This is a genomic window from Thalassobacillus sp. CUG 92003 (assembly GCF_013618635.1).
Lineage (GTDB): Bacteria > Bacillota > Bacilli > Bacillales > Halobacillaceae > CUG-92003.
Genome location: NZ_JABLSJ010000008.1, coordinates 181528 through 196995, shown reverse-complemented (window position 1 = coordinate 196995; position 15468 = coordinate 181528). Strand labels below are relative to the sequence as shown.

Genomic DNA, 15468 nt, shown 5'->3' with positions numbered 1-15468 from the left:
TAAGATCCCTCAGAGACGATGAGGTTGATAGGTCCGGTGTGGAAGCGTGGCGACACGTGAAGCTGACGGATACTAATCGATCGAGGACTTATCTAAATCAATGTGACAAGGCGCACGCCTTGCCTGATGTTTCGTTGAATCCAATAGCTTATCCGGTTTTGAGGGTTCACCCTCAATCTCAACCTTATAGTGATCTAGTGGTGATGGCGGAGAGGTCACACCTGTTCCCATGCCGAACACAGAAGTTAAGCTCTCCAGCGCCGATGGTAGTCGGGTCGATCCCCGTGAGAGTAGGACGCCGCTAGGTACCGATTCCCCAGAATTTGAGTCATTTCTGGGGATTTTATGTATTTATTAAGGAGGCGGCAGGCGTGACAAGTACTGTACATAAGAAAGACACGTATTTGAATTGGAAATATGTCTTACTGTTATTTACTATCCCGTTGGCTTTTTATTTTGCCTCTCTACAAGAAAATATCAGTGCAGCTCAGCATTTTATTTACATAGGTATAATTCTTGTGCAATTATTTGCTGGAATTATGGGAACCACAGAACGTTTTCAGCCTTTGAAAGTATATGGTTATCTCTACTTAATAAGCGGTTTGTTATTTGCTTATTTAGGCCTTGTGTTTTTCTGGTAATGAGGAACAGTCAGGGCGAGTGATCGGAGCGGTCCCTGAGCGCCTTTCTTGGTACAAAAAAAGAGACTAGGACATAAGTAAAAGAGAGGTATTAAAAAACGAACATTGAAAATGGATATGAGTTCAATGATGTTCATGAGCGTAGTCAAAACACGTAGACTCCTATGGGAACAGCGCGAGCCGAAGATCCCGCAGGAAAGCGTTCTTTGCTTTCCGAGGAAGCTGAGGCCGTGCCCATGGAAAGCGAAGTGTTTTGACGGAGCGGTCATTAAACAACTCTCTAAAATACAGAAATTCCGAACGTTCAGGAAAGCGTTCGGAATTTTTGTATTTTATTTAGTCCCAACCTCTTTTTTCTGTTTTGTCTATACTACTCATTTTACAGAAAAAAGTGAGAATTATGGCTGTTCCACAGGTTTGTAAAGGATCACATGCGGGCCGATCGGTTCAATTTCAAACACGTCACTAGCTTGTTGGAAACCGATGCGTTCATAGAAAGCAAGAGCGGATGTCCTTGCGTTACACCACATATAATCGACGCCCTCTTTGAATAATACCCGGTTAGCTTTATGGATAAGTGTTGTGCCGATCCGAAGTCCACGGTGATCAGGGTGGATCGCCATTCCTCTTATCCTGTACTGGTTGCCTTTTTCAACTGCATCTGATGTCTCAAAATAAAAAGAAGCGATGCCGATTAATTCATTATTTTCGAAAGCGCCCAGGTGAAATGTGGAAGGTGACTCGTCTCCAGGGTATTCACACGCCTCAATCGTTTGATTAGGTCGAAGAACGAGTTGCCTCAACTTGTGAGTATCTTTAGGATCAATTGCTCGTACCTTTATCATCAATCTTCCTCCTTATCCCATGCTTTCCCAGGCGGCATGCATGCCGGCTACTCTTCCTGTTACCATGGCCGAGGTAATATTATACCCTCCGGTGTAACCATGGATATCCAAAATTTCGCCACAAAAATAGAGGCCGTGCATCAGTTTGGATTGCAATGTGTTCGGGATGATTTCTTTAATTGATACGCCGCCGCCTGTAACGAATGCCTTTTCAATAGATTGGGTACTATGAATGGTAACATGAAAGTGCTTCAAATGCTCGACAAAGTAGTTCAACTTGTGATGGGAAACATTAGCTGCTTTCTCATGTTCTTGAATATCTGTCTTCTGTAACACGTAGTCTAACAATCGTTCGGGAACGATCCCTTTTACAAGATTTCGAAAGCTTTTTTTGGGTTGGTCCTGCATAAGATTCAGGACCCGCTCGCGCACGTGGTTATCCGTTTCCTCAGGTAAGCAGTCAATTTCCAGAAGAACTGGCTTATGACCCTTCATAAACTCTTTTACAACAAATTGCGAGCACCTTAAGATAGCAGGTCCCGAAACGCCGAAGTGAGTGAATAACATATCCATTTGATGGGTGATGATAGGCTTCTTTTTCGGGTTGAGTACCGAAACGTTTACATCCCGCAAGGACAGCCCCTGAAGAGTCTTGTCCCGGATAAATGAATCGTTTGAAATTAAAGGAACTTCGGTTGGATATAGATCAGTAATCGTATGACCCGCTTTTTCTGCCCAGGCATACCCATCACCACTGGATCCAGTGTGAGGTACGGATTTTCCCCCCACAGCAATGATGACCGCATTCACTGAAAGGGCATCACCGGAATGTAAAACAATTGAATGAGCGGACTCTCCATAATTTACGGTTTTCACAGCAGTGTCGGTACGCACCTCGATATCAAGTTCTTCGATTCGATTCAATAACGTATTCACGACATCTTTTGCTTTGTTACTCGCAGGGAACATGCGCCCATGGTCTTCTTCCTTTAATGCTACTCCTAACCCTTCAAAAAAATCTATGATGTCATAATTATTGAATACAGAAAAAGGGCTATATAAGAATTTTCCGTTACCAGGTATGTGTTTGATGACTTCTTCTTCAGGGAGACGGTTCGTTACATTACAACGCCCGCCTCCGGAAATGGCGAGTTTTTTTCCTAGTTTATTCCCTTTATCGAGCAGAAGGGTTTTAACACCCTGTTCTGCAGCAGCAATGGCCGCCATAAGTCCTGAGGGACCGCCCCCGATAATAGCTACGTGATAGTCCAAGAGGGTCATTCCTTTCTTTTTAACCAAGATTCAATTGTTAAAGCTTTATTTATGATAAAATAAATGCGTCCGATTCTACAATAATTGCAGGTGAAAAATATTAATATGTCGAAATTTGTCAAAGGAACGATGTTGTTAACAGGTGCAACATTCTTATCTAAATTTCTTGGAATGATTTATCTTATTCCATTTCAAGAGCTAGTGGGTGAGCGCGGAGGCGCGCTTTATTTATATGCCTATAACCCCTACAACATTTTAATTAGTATTTCCACTTTAGGTGTGCCGTTAGCCGTGTCAAAGTTTGTTTCAAAATATAATGCACTTGGTGATTATGAAACAGGGAGGAAGATGCTTAAGTACGGCATGCAATTAATGGCCTTGACTGGTTTAATTGCATTTCTCACTCTGTTTTTTGGCGCAGAACAGGTTGCGAAATGGAGTATTACGGAAGGGAATGACGATGCCGCTTTAGGCAATGTGACAAATGTTATTCAAATGGTGAGTTTTGCGTTATTAATTATACCATCTATGAGTATTGTGCGTGGATTTTTCCAGGGATATGAATCCATGGCGCCGACAGCATTGTCACAGGTACTTGAACAAATTGTGCGCATTATTTTCCTTTTAGTGGCCGTATATATCGTGTTGAACGTATTTGGTGGCAGCATTTCCACTGCCGTTGGTTTTGCAACGTTTGCTGCTTTTATAGGTGCTATCGCTTCATGCATTGTATTGTTCGGTTACTGGAAGAAACGGAAACCGTATCTTGATCGACAGGTGAATCAGCAGGAATTTGTTTACGATCTAACCAAGAAAGACATGTTCAAAGAATTGCTAGGGTACGCAGGTCCGTTCGTATTAGTGGGAATAGCTACTCCATTATATCAAATGGTTGATCAGTTTACGTTTAATGATGCCATGTTTGCAAGTGGTTTCACTAGAATGGTGTCAGAAGGCGCATACTCTGCTTTGTTCCTTTATGGTCATAAACTCGTTATTATCCCGGTTACCTTAGCCATTGGTCTATCGTTAGCATTACTCCCTGCCATTACGAGTTCATTCACTGAGAATAAGCAAACACAACTGTTTCAGCAAATCAATCAGGCATTGCAGATTGTTATGCTGCTCATCTTGCCTTCGGTAGCAGGCCTTGCTTTGCTGTCAAATGAAGCTTATGCTTCCTTTTACGGCCTTCAGCATATCGAATTATACGGCAGTTTATTAGCCTGGTATGCACCGGTCGGTTTAGGTTTTGCTTTGTTCACGGTGAGTTCTTCCATTCTCCAGGGTATCAACAAACAGAATTTCGCTGTCATCAGTTTAGCGATGGGATTATTGGTGAAAGCAGGGTTGAATATACCTTTTATCATGATATTGGATGCTAAAGGTGCAGCTATCGCGACAGGTTTAGCAGTGGCAACAGCTGTAGGTCTTAACGTATGGAAGATTAAAAGCTCGTTAGAGTTTGCGATGAAACAATTAGTGAAACGTTCACTCCTCATCGTCATCTTTACGGTTATGATGCTTCTGGTGGTGGCCCTTGCTAAATGGTTGTTGGAGACAAGCTTGAATCCGCAGGAGAGTCGTTTCGCATCTGTAATAGTGTTGATTTCAGGTGTAGGTATCGGTGGAACGTTTTATTTGTGGCTGGCTTACCAATCCACTTTACTAGAGCGTGTAATTGGCGGGCGTGTTAAAGTACTCGATCGATTTTTAAAAGGATCAGGTAAAGGTTAATGGAGTAAGAATGCTTTCCGATCATTTTATTTTGATAGTGGTGTGTATGCGATTGAAAATGATCTGATCTGGTAAACGGACCTATGCCTTGATTTAATAGTCTTCAACAATAGGGAACTTATATGAGACCTTAGTATAGAGAACGAGCAGAGCTAATCAAAAGGAGGCCGACGATGCGAATTGATAAATATTTGGCCCATATGGGGTTTGGTACACGCAAAGAAGTAAAATCATTGCTTAAATCTGGCGGAACGCGCGTAAATGATGATGTAATTAAAAGCCCTAAAGTTCATGTCGATGCCGAGCATGATGTCATAACTGTCCAGGGCGAAATCGTTGAATATCGGCAATTTATTTACCTCATGGTGAACAAGCCGGGTGATTTAATTTCTGCTACGGAAGATGCCGATGAAATGACAGTCGTTGATATTTTAGAACCGGAGGATCATTTGTTCCATCCCTTCCCAGTAGGCCGGTTGGATAAAGATACGGAGGGGTTGCTTCTCCTGACAAATAACGGGCAGTTATCCCATCGATTAACGTCACCAAAAAAGGAAGTGGGGAAAACATACGTTGCCGATATTGAGGGTCACGTTACCCAAGAGGATGTGGAGGCTTTTTCGCGCGGCGTGACGTTGGACGATGGCTACCATACAAAACCAGCTCGCCTGCAAGTTATTGAATCGGGAGAGGTTTCTCGAATTGAACTTGTCATTACTGAAGGGAAATTTCATCAAGTTAAGCGCATGTTTGAATCTGTAGGGAAACGCGTTACGTATTTAAAACGTACCCAAATGGGAGAGCTAGCTTTGGATGAAGCGTTGGACCCTGGCGAATACCGGGAATTACGGGATGAAGAGCTTGACTATTTGTTTGAATTAACCAATATGGAATAAAAGACCCGGCGTAAACCGGGTCTTCACTTCCTTAAGATACCTTCACTTTTTTGGCTGTTGTAGTCCATTTACCACGGTTAGGGCTCATGACAAGGCCGTTGTATTCCAATACTTTTAAATCGCGCTGCATGGTTCGATCAGTGGTTCCAAATTCTTCTGCTAACTGGGCTGTGGAAACCGTTTCTTGTTCGTTGATAAAGAGGTAGACAGCTTTAATTCGATCAAGCATACGTGAAGATGGACGATTCAAAAAACCACTCCTTAAAAAAGATCATTGGAACGTTATTTCAATAAGTCGTTAGGTTCATTTTACAATATCCTTTAGACAAAATGCTACAATTTCCGCACGATTTAACAGATAATTCACGAAATTTACACATATTTAAAGGAACTGGAGGGTAATCATGTATACGCTGAGAAAATTGTTATTGAAAGTCGTCAAGATTAATAATTATATCTTGTTTCTTTCAAGCTTGCTGTTAGTGTTAAGCACTTCCTTGTTGATTGTGTGGGTAGAACCTGCAACGTTTCCGACTTTTTTTGATGGACTCTGGTGGGTCATGACCACCGTTACAACGGTGGGCTATGGTGATTATTACCCTGAAACAGCCGGGGGCAGGAGCATTGCCATGGTACTGTATATTATTGGAATTGGCCTGATTGGGGTTGTCATAGGAAAAATAATTGACGGTCTTTCTATCTTCAGAAAAAAACGGTTGAAGGGTGATATTATGTATAAAGAAACGGGTCATTTTATTATTATCGGATGGTCTCAAAAAGCTAAATTTGCGATTAAAGAAATGATGGCTACCAACCTCGATGTGAACATTGTTATTATTGATGATCTTCCTGAAGCCCCTCTCCTGGATGAAAATATTCATTACATAAAAGGGAATGCCTCCCATCAGGAAACGCTGGAAAAAGCCAATATCCCAGAAGCCAAAGCTGTACTGATTTTCGCAGATGATCAACTTGGAAGTGATCAAGTAATCGATGGGAAAACACTATTGGTGGCTTCAACTGTGGAAGGGCTCGCTCATAATGTGCACACGATCGTCGAAGTGATGGAGGAAGCCCATATCTCCAACTTCCGTCATATCAATGTTGATGAATTCATCGTATCGAATGAAACAATTTCGTCACTGGCAGTCCGTTCTGCTTTCCGTAAAGGCGTCTCATCCATTTTCAGTCAGTTACTCAGAAGGTCGTTCGGTGATGACCTCTATTTCGTGCCGACACGTGCACATTGGAAGACATATCGACAAGCATTTAATGAATTACTTGAACAAGGGGCTACGCTTATCGCCGATCGTAATAAGCTGGATATTAATCGCCGACTTGATGAAAAGCTGCCAGAGAATGCAGAGTTGTATGTCGTTTGTGATGAAGCGACCTACCAATCGCTGATTCAAGAGGATCATAATCAATGACAATGCCACGGATAGACGCTCAGCACGTTGAGAAGTATTGCACTAAGTTATTTAAACTGTTAAGTATACCGAGTATCCATGAACCCCATGAGACCTATCCATTTGGCGCGTCAATCGATGATTGTTTGAATACAATGTTGGAAATGGCGCTAGCGGATGGTTTCAAAGTGAAAAATGTTTCAGGATACGCAGGGCACATTGAGTTTGGCGAAGGCAGTGAACTGATAGGTGTTCTGGGTCATTTGGATGTTGTCCCAGCGGGTGAAGGCTGGCATACGCCAGCGTTTCAACCCGTTGTAAGAGAAGGAAAAATTTATGCGCGGGGCGCGCAAGATGATAAAGGTCCGGTTATGGCTGCGTATATGGCAATGAAAATACTAAAAGATTCAGGATTTGTTCCGAAAAAAAGAATAAGGTTGATTCTTGGAACGGATGAAGAAAGAGACGGGCGGGGCATTCAGCATTATTTTGATCATGAAGAAATGCCGGAATTCGGTTTTTCCCCAGATGCAGCCTTTCCGGTCATAAACGCTGAGAAAGGCCTGATCGATTGTTCTATCACTTTTGACGAAGGGGATTTGGGTGCTCAAGCACCTGTGGTCATTCATTCCTTACATGGTGGAGACAGACTGAATATGGTGCCAGAGCAAGCACATGCATTTGTCTCAGGTGATGTGGCGTTACAGGATCATGTAGATGATTATTTCCACCGTCTATCGATTGCGGGAGATATAAAGGCAGATTCACAGGGCTACTGGATAACGGTTTTCGGAAAAGCTTCTCATGCAAGCAAACCCGATCAGGGGGCGAATGCAATCGTGCACTTACTCGCTTTACTGCAATCGTTACCCATTGCAGCAGGTGCGAGCCAATTCATTGAGATGCTTCAGAAACGGTTCAGTTCTGTGTTAGGAGAAGGTTTCGAGTTACATACACGCGATGACATATCGGGTGAATTAACCATGAATTTGGGGACTTTAGCTTGGAAACAAGGCGACAAGCTGAAGGCAGGGTGTAATATCCGGTACCCGGTTACAGAAACAGGAGAGGTCATCTTGCAGAAAGTAAGCACAGAAATCGATCGGTTGGGAGGAGATGTTGAAGTTCTTGACCACCTTCTCCCCTTATATGTAGACGAGCAGGATGACGATGTTCAAACGCTGCTTCATGCTTACAATCACCATATGAATATGGATGCCTGGCCCATTTCCATCGGCGGGGCTACGTACGCCCGTTTGCTGAAACATGGTGTAGCTTTTGGTGCTCTGTTTCCGGGGAGTCCGGATACTGCTCACCAGAAGGATGAACATATATTGATATCAGATATGAAACAGGCGATCGCTATATATATGCAGACCCTCTATGATCTCACTGCAGAAGAAGAGTCTTAGTAAAAGGCCTTTTAGCAATTAATTTACATTCAGTCACAGGCTATAGGCTAACACTAGAGTGTGCTAAGTGGATCATAATCAACAGACGCATAATGCAGAACAACTGAAGGAGTGAGCGGAACATGAGTTCTCTGCCGCATTATTTTATCGGCATCAAGCTTCCGGAAAAGCTTCAAACAATCTTCAAGGAGTGGCAGTTGCAATTGTCAGACGAATTCTTTTATAAACAATGGACGCATCCCCAGGATTTGCATATTACATTGAAGTTTTTAGGGCCATGCCATGCGGATATAATAGATGCCTACTATCATCGGTTGTTAGCAGCGGAATTAGTTGGATCTTTTGTTCAGGGTACAGAAGGGCTTGAAGGCTTTGGTGCGTTTTCTTGTCCACGTGTATTATATGTGAAGGCAGCTCCATCACACGAGCTGAGTCAACTAAAAAGACGGATTGAAGAGCAGGGAGAGGCATTAGGATTTGAACGCGAGCAGCGAGAGTATCTGTCTCACATTACGCTGGGCAAGAAATGGGGAGCACAAAGACAGCTCGATGAACAAGCGTTAGCCCGATGGAATCAAAAACTGATCCGTCCATTCACATTTGATGTCAGTTATATAGAAATCTATCGTATTCATCCCCGTAATCAGCCAAAGTACGAAAGCGTGCACTGTATTCCTTTATCCTAGGAGGAGATTTATGGCACAACTCATTAAATTACAAGACTACATTTCTCGATATGAAACGGATATGTTCAGATATCCTGGTCAATTTATTCGCCTGAAAAAGTCTAATTGGGCTAAACTAAAGGAAAAGTGGGAAAATGGCACACTTGAAGCAGAAGCGGAGGAAATCGACTCTGGGGCTGAGGAGGAAGAAGCTTCGCCTTCATTATGGAAACGCGTATTCAGAAAAAAAGGCGATGGACAGGATGACACTGATGAAGCACCCCGCCCTACATCGGCATTGCCAAAAACAGAAGAGGAATTAAAGCAATATTTTCTTGATGATATGTTGTCGTTTCAACTCAAATGGGCCTCTACTACTTTAAAAAGAAAATCGTTTTTTGATCCTTCGTTTTACCATGAGTCGCGTTTACAATATTTCTTACAGCGGTTTCCGGACACATTTCTCGTCATGTATCACCCCATTGTCAGAATGAAGCAGGCACCAATGGAAGCTGAAATAATGATTATAACCCCAATAGGCATTGACATTATTCACGTCATTGACCCTCCGCCTGGTACCCGTTCTCTCATTCCCAGTGAAGACCATAGCTGGCTCATTGAAACAGAAGATGGGGGCCAAAATAAGATATTAAGCCCCATGTATGCTTTGAATCGCTCTGAGACCTTTGTTAGAAGTGTTTTGTCGAAGCATGAGATGACGTTCCCGTTTCAAAAAATTGTATTGGCTCCTGATGTTCCGATCGTTGAATCACAGCCACCTTATAACACCCATTACATTGGAAAGGAACGTTACAATGAGTGGTTCCGTGAAAAACGGAAATTATCTTCGCCTTTAAAACATAACCAATTAAAGGTGGGAGAAGTTCTGCTTATGTATACACAACGTACAGCAGTCAACCGACCTGAATGGGATCGTGAAGGCGATATCACGTAACGAAAAGTTCTCTTTGTGGTTGAGGAGCTGGTTTTCCGAGATAATACCCTTGCCCGAAATCGACCCCTATATCTTGCAGCAAATCCCATTCGTCCTTGGTTTCTATACCTTCAGCTAATACGTAAATACCTAAGGACTTAGCGCGCTTCATAACCGCTTGAATAAAAGCTTGCTTGCTGGTGTCATAGCAGCAGTTCGATATGTGGGAGCGGTCGATTTTTACATAATCAGGTTGAAGCTCTGTAAGAACATCGATTGTACTGAATCCTGTTCCTAAGTCATCTAAAGCTACCTTGATTCAGCTTGTTTATAGACATTAAAAATGTTTTTCAGATGCCTTACATCAGCGATTTTTTCAGTTTCCACGACTTCAAAAACCAGATCTTCAGGTGCAATTTGATAATTTTCGATAACGTCAAACGTATGACGCAAGCAGAATTCCGGTACATATATAGTAGAGGGAAGAAAATTGATGAATATTTTTTCCCCTTGATAAAGTAACTCTGATTTCGTCTTTACGGCTGTCCGTCTAGCTTGTTGATCAAGATATGAATGAAGACCGGCACGGTGGGCGTGTGAAAATAAAAAGCCAGGGTTTATACCATGGTCTTCGGATCGGAGCAACGCTTCATACCCGAAAATAGCCTCTTGCTCCATATGGACAATCGGCTGCAGGTGGGATGAAAACCTACCCTGTTGAAGAACGTCTGTCAGCATAGGTTCATGGAGTCTTTCATAAAGGTGTTGAATCATAATTGATATGGATTGGGTCTGATCTCCATTTAAAATATCAACCCATTGCTGATCTGACCGTACCGAGGAGATTGACTCAAGAGCATGGTATAATTGCTGATGTGAATGAAAGGAGTACGCAAATGAATCATCTGTTCGTTCGCTCAGTATAAGAGGAAATGGATGGTTCCATTCGTTCACGTGTAGGTGATGAAAGACGATCGTCCCTCGTTCTGGAATCGTGACTGGGGTTGCGCAGAATTGGCATGACATAAAAGTCTACCTCCTTTATTTATTTAATAGTATAATAGATTTAGTTCTGAATAACTAGTATTAAATCAGATTGTTGACGATTTGTATCAGAATTTTAGGAGAAATGACATATGTATATTATCATTGTTAATCCGATGGCAGGACATGGACGAGCTAAAAGGCTGTTTGATCGCATTTTGAAAGAGCCAGAATACAAGTCCAAAAATTGTCGATCGTTCATAACGACATCTGAAGGTCATGCGAAAAAAATAGCTGAACAAGTAGCAGGTATTCATCATGCTTCGCTCAAAGCTGTCATTGTTGTAGGAGGAGATGGAACATTCCAAGAGGTATTGAATGGTTTAACGGGACATCCTGCAATTCCACTAGCATTTATTCCTGCAGGTTCCGGCAATGATTTTGCAAGAGGACTACAACAGAAAAAAAAGGGTGTTGCCTTATTCAAGCAGCTGCTTCGTCATCACGCGTCCATCTCCATGCTTCCAGGACTCGTCATCAATCAGAATCGTACTAAAGGTTCCGGCATTCAATTTGCGAACAGCATCGGAACAGGGTTGGACGGGGAAGTGGTACGTGTGGTGAATCAATCGAATATACGAAAGTGGCTTCACCGACTTAATTTGAGTCCGCTTTTATATGTTATCGCATTTCTAAAGGTATTGCGTCATTTCAAAAGTTTGCAGTTAGATTTGAAGATAGATGGAACGGCACTTTCATATCAGGGGGTCACCTTGGTAACGGTTACCAATCACTCTTTCTTTGGAAATGGTATGAAAATAGCGCCTCAGGCAAAACTGACCGATCGTCATTTATCTGTTATTGTTGTTCGACACATGCCAAAGGTTAAGCTGCTGCTTATGTTTTTAAGTGTGTTTATTGGAAAACATACATATTTTAAAGAAGTGGATGTTTATCAAGCTTCAGAGGTGAAAATACAGAGTGATAAAGCGGTCAGCTTCCAAATAGATGGTCAAAGTTGGCAAAGCTCAAGCTGTACGGTTATAAAAAGCAATCAAAGCCGTCAGGTGTGGAAAGCGTGAGCGATGCAGCTTGAAAATTTTCCTTGTCATAAGTTAATGTAATCAAAGATCTAGGAAAAAGCGAAAACGTCCTGCAAAAATTGACGAAAATACGATATACTGATATTACTTCTATAAGCACGGTAATCAATTGAAGATTTGAGGAATTGAAGGTGAATGGGTTGGAACATATATTAGGGAAGGAATGGACAATTACACCTGCTGGCGGATCGACTGGAGAAGCTTATTACGCCCAGAATAATGGCAAGCATTTATTCTTAAAGCGTAATTCTTCTCCATTTTTGGCTGTCCTCTCAGCAGAGGGTATTGTACCAAAACTTGTCTGGACCAAAAGGCTGGAAAATGGCGATGTTATCACAGCCCAGGAGTGGCTGGAAGGCAGGGAACTGACTCCAGAAGAAATGAAACATCAGCGTGTAGCGAAGTTATTAAGTAAAATTCACCATTCGTCTGAGTTACTTGATATGTTAATGAGAATTGGAAAAAAACCGCTCACCCCTGAAGAAATGTTAGCTGATATAAAAGAAAATGAACGTGCTACTAAACAAATCGATTCTCGAATAGAGGTGCGCCAAGCTATTCGGTATCTTGAGAAACAACTCCCTTATGTGCAGTACCATAAGCAGGTAGTCTGCCATTGTGATATTAATCATAATAATTGGTTGCTTTCTGCGGATAACCAATTGTATCTCATTGATTGGGACAACGCTCTTGTGGCCGATCCAGCGATGGACATCGGCATGTTGCTCCATTGGTACATCCCGAAAGAGGAATGGGAAGATTGGCTGAGCCGTTATAGTATAGAAGGTGAAGATAACTTCTTTAGTCGGATGAGCTGGTATGCTGTAGCTCAATCTCTTGCATTTTTACAGTGGCATAAGATGCGCGAAGATTATCAGGAGGCTGAAGCTCGAACATATCGACTTAAACAAATGATGGATGACCATCATTTGTTGCAGTTTATTAATGAAGAATAAAAAACGTTGGCTGATTAGATATCAGCCAACGTTTTTTAACTTTGTGGTGAATATTTAAGCTGCATTTTTTTTACTTCAGGGTTTGTTTTCTCGCTGATTTTTTCAATTGGATATATCAATAAAGCATAGCCAGCAAAGAGGACTGAAAATATAGCTAATACCGACATTTCAAATAGTCCTGTCAAAAATTTCATAACGTCTTGTTCACTCCCGATTTATTTATTAATCACATGCTTAATATCATATAGCAGGAAGCGCTTACAACCCAACCCTTTAAACCTTCCATATGAAGGAGTTAGTATCCGTACATATCCACACAATTCATCTAGCTTATACACAAGATCATATAGCGGGATATTCATAGGTATGCTTCGATATACTTCAAAATTGCCAGTAACTTTTATTATAAATAGAATCATGGTAAGGTTTTACGAGATGACTCTGATAAAAAGTGTTGCTAATTGCTCATAAAAGCATTATCTGAGTCTTCCAGATAAACGGGATGATATGAAACATCAACAACAGAAATTTAGCAGAGCTTAGAAGATAAGGAGGGAACGTCATGCGATTACGGCATAAACCTTGGGCAGACCAATATATGAAAGACAATAATCACATTCTAATTCAGGAGCCTTTTGAACAAAAGGGGTGTTGGAAGCAGCTATTTGACCAACAAGAACGTCCATTGCATTTAGAAGTCGGGACGGGGAAAGGTCAGTTCATCGCTGGGATGGGCGAACAACATAGTGAGGTGAATTTCGTCGGGATCGAGCGCGTCAAAAGCGTAATCGTCGGTGCTTTGAAAAAGGTGAAAGCGAAAGAAACCACTAACACAAGACTTGCTTATGTTGATGCAGAAGATCTTAGAGACTTATTTGTTGAGAATGAAATTGATCATATTTATTTGAATTTCTCAGACCCGTGGCCAAAAAATAGACATGAAAAGCGGAGGTTAACGTACCCCACTTTTCTTGAGCAGTACCAGCATATTTTAAAGGATGAAGGAGAAATTACGTTAAAAACGGATAACCTAACGTTCTTTGAATATTCACTCGTCAGTTTTTCGAAGTTCGGTATGACATTGCAGGAAGTTAACTTGGATTTGCATGAAACCGGTGATGAAACGAATGTGCCAACTGAATACGAAGAGAAATTCTCCCAAAAAGGCCAACCCATCTATCGCTGCCGGGCAAGTTTTTCAAAGTGATATCGCTTACAATCAGTGGATTGTATATGATAGACTGTATGCAGTTACTGTATGGTAGGAGGAAAAGATTATGGAATCTTTGCAAGTGGGAAGAGCCAAACTGACATGGCTGAACGGTGGTGTCAACCATTTAGACGGTGGGGCTATGTTCGGGGTTGTACCTAAACCGTTGTGGAGTAAAAAATATCCTGTCAACGAGAAAAATCAAATTGAATTAAGGACGGACCCAATCTTAGTCGAATTGGATGGGAAACGTCTGCTCATCGATTCCGGCATAGGAAATGATAAGCTCACAGAGAAACAGCGACGCAATTTTGGCGTGCTAGAACAATCTGAAATAGAGCATTCGTTATCTCAACTGGGGTTAACGTGCGAAGACATCGATTACCTATTAATGACGCACCTTCATTTTGACCATGCTTGTGGAATTTCAAAATTTGCAGACGATTCGCTCATTCCAATGTTCCCTAATGCGGTTATTTACACGACTGAGGTTGAGTGGCAGGAAATGAAAGACCCTAACATCCGCTCCCAGAATACGTATTGGCCTGATAACTGGAAGCCGGTTCAACACCTTGTGCATACGTTTGAACAGGAGATTGAAATACTTCCGGGTTTGAAAATGGTACATACCGGAGGTCATAGTGATGGTCATGCCCTCGTTATATTCGAAGATGGTGATGCCTCCTTCATACATATGGCTGATATCATGCCAACCCATGCGCATCAAAATGTATTGTGGGTCCTGGCCTATGATGATTATCCCGTGACTTCCGTACATGAGAAAGAAAAGTGGATGAGCCACGGTTATCAGAAAAAGGCATGGTTTACTTTTTATCATGATGCCCATTACCGGGCTGTACAATTTAATCACGAGGGTAAGTGGGAAGATGAGATAAAAAGGCATCGCTACAATTATAAATAAAGAACCCGCAACCGGACGTTTCGCGTTCGGTTGCGGGCATTCATGTCATTATGCAGTTTCTGATACATCAACAATGGTACCTGTTTGGGTGTCGATAAAGAATTCGTATTGAGACGTTTCTCCATCTTGATTTTTAGACACTCCACCACGGTAGACTTCATAGTTCATGCCGTTTTTATTAAGTTCTTCTGGTTTCATGTAAATCCAAGAACCGCTGATAGGCCCTTGTTTTTTAAAGGCTTCCTTTGCGATTTTCAAAGCTTTTTCAGGGGTGACCCCACGATTGTTTATAACTTGTTCTTTTACTACGTATCCTGCAAGAGCTCCCGCTCCTGCTGCGATTGCGACTTTCTTCCAGTTCATAGATTAGCTCACCTCAAATAAATATTCTATAATCCTTACTATACTAAAGTTTCCCCTATAATGGAAATATAAACGTTGGATATGTAGCGCAAATTTGAAAATTTCGGTAAAATACGTAA

Annotated in this window: 18 protein-coding genes and 2 rRNA genes; 13 read left to right on the top strand and 7 right to left on the bottom strand. The window is 41.9% G+C overall.

From position 1 onward, the window contains the following. The 3 genes from HOP45_RS13765 to HOP45_RS13755 all read left to right on the top strand — a co-directional run. Positions 1–96, top strand: a 23S ribosomal RNA gene (locus HOP45_RS13765); the annotation flags it as partial. A gap of 97 nt (positions 97–193) precedes the next feature. Next, a 5S ribosomal RNA gene (gene rrf, locus HOP45_RS13760) occupies positions 194–307 on the top strand. Positions 308–371: 64 nt separating this feature from the next. Further along, positions 372–641 carry a hypothetical protein gene (locus tag HOP45_RS13755; protein WP_181349958.1) on the top strand — a complete coding sequence of 90 codons (270 nt, stop codon included), beginning with the start codon at positions 372–374 and terminating at the stop codon, positions 639–641. A 398-nt stretch (positions 642–1039) separates the two neighbouring features. On the opposite strand, the gene HOP45_RS13750 is transcribed toward HOP45_RS13755, so the two are convergent. Together HOP45_RS13750 and HOP45_RS13745 are read right to left on the bottom strand one after the other, a co-directional pair. After that, a complete protein-coding gene (locus tag HOP45_RS13750) occupies positions 1040–1486 on the bottom strand; it encodes a GNAT family N-acetyltransferase (protein WP_181349957.1) in 447 nt (148 codons plus the stop codon). A 12-nt stretch (positions 1487–1498) separates the two neighbouring features. Next, the gene (locus HOP45_RS13745) at positions 1499–2758 is read right to left on the bottom strand and encodes a BaiN/RdsA family NAD(P)/FAD-dependent oxidoreductase (RefSeq protein WP_304650480.1); all 1260 of its coding nucleotides are present in this window, start codon (positions 2756–2758) and stop codon (positions 1499–1501) included. A 105-nt stretch (positions 2759–2863) separates the two neighbouring features. Between HOP45_RS13745 and HOP45_RS13740 the strand changes: the two genes are divergently transcribed. Then, entirely contained in the window at positions 2864–4495 is a 1632-nt protein-coding gene (locus HOP45_RS13740; RefSeq protein ID WP_181349955.1) for a putative polysaccharide biosynthesis protein, read from the top strand. Between the two features lie 173 nt (positions 4496–4668). Continuing rightward, positions 4669–5391, top strand: coding sequence for a pseudouridine synthase (locus tag HOP45_RS13735; protein WP_181349954.1), 723 nt, complete (start codon positions 4669–4671; stop codon positions 5389–5391). Positions 5392–5422: 31 nt separating this feature from the next. Here the strand turns inward: HOP45_RS13735 and HOP45_RS13730 are convergent, their stop codons facing one another. Then, the gene (locus HOP45_RS13730; protein ID WP_370458029.1) at positions 5423–5620 is read right to left on the bottom strand and encodes an HTH domain-containing protein; all 198 of its coding nucleotides are present in this window, start codon (positions 5618–5620) and stop codon (positions 5423–5425) included. 175 nt (positions 5621–5795) lie between these two features. Between HOP45_RS13730 and HOP45_RS13725 the strand changes: the two genes are divergently transcribed. From HOP45_RS13725 to HOP45_RS13710, 4 genes are all read left to right on the top strand, one after another. Then, the gene (locus HOP45_RS13725) at positions 5796–6821 is read left to right on the top strand and encodes a potassium channel family protein (RefSeq protein ID WP_181349952.1); all 1026 of its coding nucleotides are present in this window, start codon (positions 5796–5798) and stop codon (positions 6819–6821) included. Beyond that, complete coding sequence (pepV, locus tag HOP45_RS13720; RefSeq protein WP_181349950.1) at positions 6818–8212, top strand: dipeptidase PepV; 1395 nt, start codon at positions 6818–6820, stop codon at positions 8210–8212. The genes HOP45_RS13725 and pepV overlap by 4 nt, the downstream gene beginning before the upstream one ends. A 122-nt stretch (positions 8213–8334) precedes the next feature. Beyond that, on the top strand, positions 8335–8898 hold the full coding sequence (gene thpR / locus HOP45_RS13715) for an RNA 2',3'-cyclic phosphodiesterase (RefSeq protein WP_181349948.1): 564 nt from the start codon (positions 8335–8337) through the stop codon (positions 8896–8898). A 10-nt stretch (positions 8899–8908) separates the two neighbouring features. Next, a complete protein-coding gene (locus HOP45_RS13710; RefSeq protein ID WP_181349946.1) occupies positions 8909–9832 on the top strand; it encodes an NERD domain-containing protein in 924 nt (307 codons plus the stop codon). On the opposite strand, the gene HOP45_RS20755 is transcribed toward HOP45_RS13710, so the two are convergent. Next, positions 9825–10088, bottom strand: coding sequence for an EAL domain-containing protein (locus HOP45_RS20755; protein WP_370458028.1), 264 nt, complete (start codon positions 10086–10088; stop codon positions 9825–9827). The two genes, HOP45_RS13710 and HOP45_RS20755, sit on opposite strands and share 8 nt — an antisense overlap. 32 nt (positions 10089–10120) lie before the next feature. Continuing rightward, positions 10121–10837 (bottom strand): EAL domain-containing protein, encoded by a 717-nt coding sequence (locus HOP45_RS13705; RefSeq protein WP_255437649.1) that lies wholly within the window; start codon positions 10835–10837, stop codon positions 10121–10123. A 110-nt stretch (positions 10838–10947) separates the two neighbouring features. On the opposite strand from HOP45_RS13705, the gene HOP45_RS13700 reads away from it, so the two are divergent. Beyond that, positions 10948–11877 carry a diacylglycerol/lipid kinase family protein gene (locus HOP45_RS13700; protein WP_181349944.1) on the top strand — a complete coding sequence of 310 codons (930 nt, stop codon included), beginning with the start codon at positions 10948–10950 and terminating at the stop codon, positions 11875–11877. Positions 11878–12038: 161 nt separating this feature from the next. Continuing rightward, positions 12039–12854 carry a phosphotransferase family protein gene (locus HOP45_RS13695; protein WP_181349972.1) on the top strand — a complete coding sequence of 272 codons (816 nt, stop codon included), beginning with the start codon at positions 12039–12041 and terminating at the stop codon, positions 12852–12854. A 35-nt stretch (positions 12855–12889) separates the two neighbouring features. On the opposite strand, the gene HOP45_RS13690 is transcribed toward HOP45_RS13695, so the two are convergent. Beyond that, on the bottom strand, positions 12890–13048 hold the full coding sequence (locus HOP45_RS13690; RefSeq protein ID WP_181349934.1) for a hypothetical protein: 159 nt from the start codon (positions 13046–13048) through the stop codon (positions 12890–12892). Between the two features lie 368 nt (positions 13049–13416). Between HOP45_RS13690 and trmB the strand changes: the two genes are divergently transcribed. Continuing rightward, positions 13417–14061 (top strand): tRNA (guanosine(46)-N7)-methyltransferase TrmB, encoded by a 645-nt coding sequence (gene trmB / locus HOP45_RS13685; protein WP_181349932.1) that lies wholly within the window; start codon positions 13417–13419, stop codon positions 14059–14061. A 70-nt stretch (positions 14062–14131) separates the two neighbouring features. Continuing rightward, complete coding sequence (locus HOP45_RS13680) at positions 14132–14986, top strand: YtnP family quorum-quenching lactonase (protein ID WP_181349930.1); 855 nt, start codon at positions 14132–14134, stop codon at positions 14984–14986. Positions 14987–15034: 48 nt separating this feature from the next. Here HOP45_RS13680 and HOP45_RS13675 read toward each other — a convergent pair whose 3' ends face one another. Beyond that, positions 15035–15349 (bottom strand): PepSY domain-containing protein, encoded by a 315-nt coding sequence (locus HOP45_RS13675; RefSeq protein WP_181349928.1) that lies wholly within the window; start codon positions 15347–15349, stop codon positions 15035–15037. Positions 15350–15468: the final 119 nt, after the last annotated feature.

What these genes read in the sequence shown, in the direction of transcription:
- HOP45_RS13750 (WP_181349957.1), bottom strand. Translation starts at nt 1,486, where the DNA reads ATGATAAAGGTACGAGCAATTGATCCTAAAGATACTCACAAGTTGAGG.
- HOP45_RS13740 (WP_181349955.1), top strand. Translation starts at nt 2,864, where the DNA reads ATGTCGAAATTTGTCAAAGGAACGATGTTGTTAACAGGTGCAACATTC.
- HOP45_RS13735 (WP_181349954.1), top strand. Translation starts at nt 4,669, where the DNA reads ATGCGAATTGATAAATATTTGGCCCATATGGGGTTTGGTACACGCAAA.
- HOP45_RS13730 (WP_370458029.1), bottom strand. Translation starts at nt 5,620, where the DNA reads ATGCTTGATCGAATTAAAGCTGTCTACCTCTTTATCAACGAACAAGAA.
- HOP45_RS13725 (WP_181349952.1), top strand. Translation starts at nt 5,796, where the DNA reads ATGTATACGCTGAGAAAATTGTTATTGAAAGTCGTCAAGATTAATAAT.
- pepV (WP_181349950.1), top strand. Translation starts at nt 6,818, where the DNA reads ATGACAATGCCACGGATAGACGCTCAGCACGTTGAGAAGTATTGCACT.
- thpR (WP_181349948.1), top strand. Translation starts at nt 8,335, where the DNA reads ATGAGTTCTCTGCCGCATTATTTTATCGGCATCAAGCTTCCGGAAAAG.
- HOP45_RS13710 (WP_181349946.1), top strand. Translation starts at nt 8,909, where the DNA reads ATGGCACAACTCATTAAATTACAAGACTACATTTCTCGATATGAAACG.
- HOP45_RS13705 (WP_255437649.1), bottom strand. Translation starts at nt 10,837, where the DNA reads ATGTCATGCCAATTCTGCGCAACCCCAGTCACGATTCCAGAACGAGGG.
- HOP45_RS13700 (WP_181349944.1), top strand. Translation starts at nt 10,948, where the DNA reads ATGTATATTATCATTGTTAATCCGATGGCAGGACATGGACGAGCTAAA.
- HOP45_RS13690 (WP_181349934.1), bottom strand. Translation starts at nt 13,048, where the DNA reads ATGAAATTTTTGACAGGACTATTTGAAATGTCGGTATTAGCTATATTT.
- trmB (WP_181349932.1), top strand. Translation starts at nt 13,417, where the DNA reads ATGCGATTACGGCATAAACCTTGGGCAGACCAATATATGAAAGACAAT.
- HOP45_RS13680 (WP_181349930.1), top strand. Translation starts at nt 14,132, where the DNA reads ATGGAATCTTTGCAAGTGGGAAGAGCCAAACTGACATGGCTGAACGGT.
- HOP45_RS13675 (WP_181349928.1), bottom strand. Translation starts at nt 15,349, where the DNA reads ATGAACTGGAAGAAAGTCGCAATCGCAGCAGGAGCGGGAGCTCTTGCA.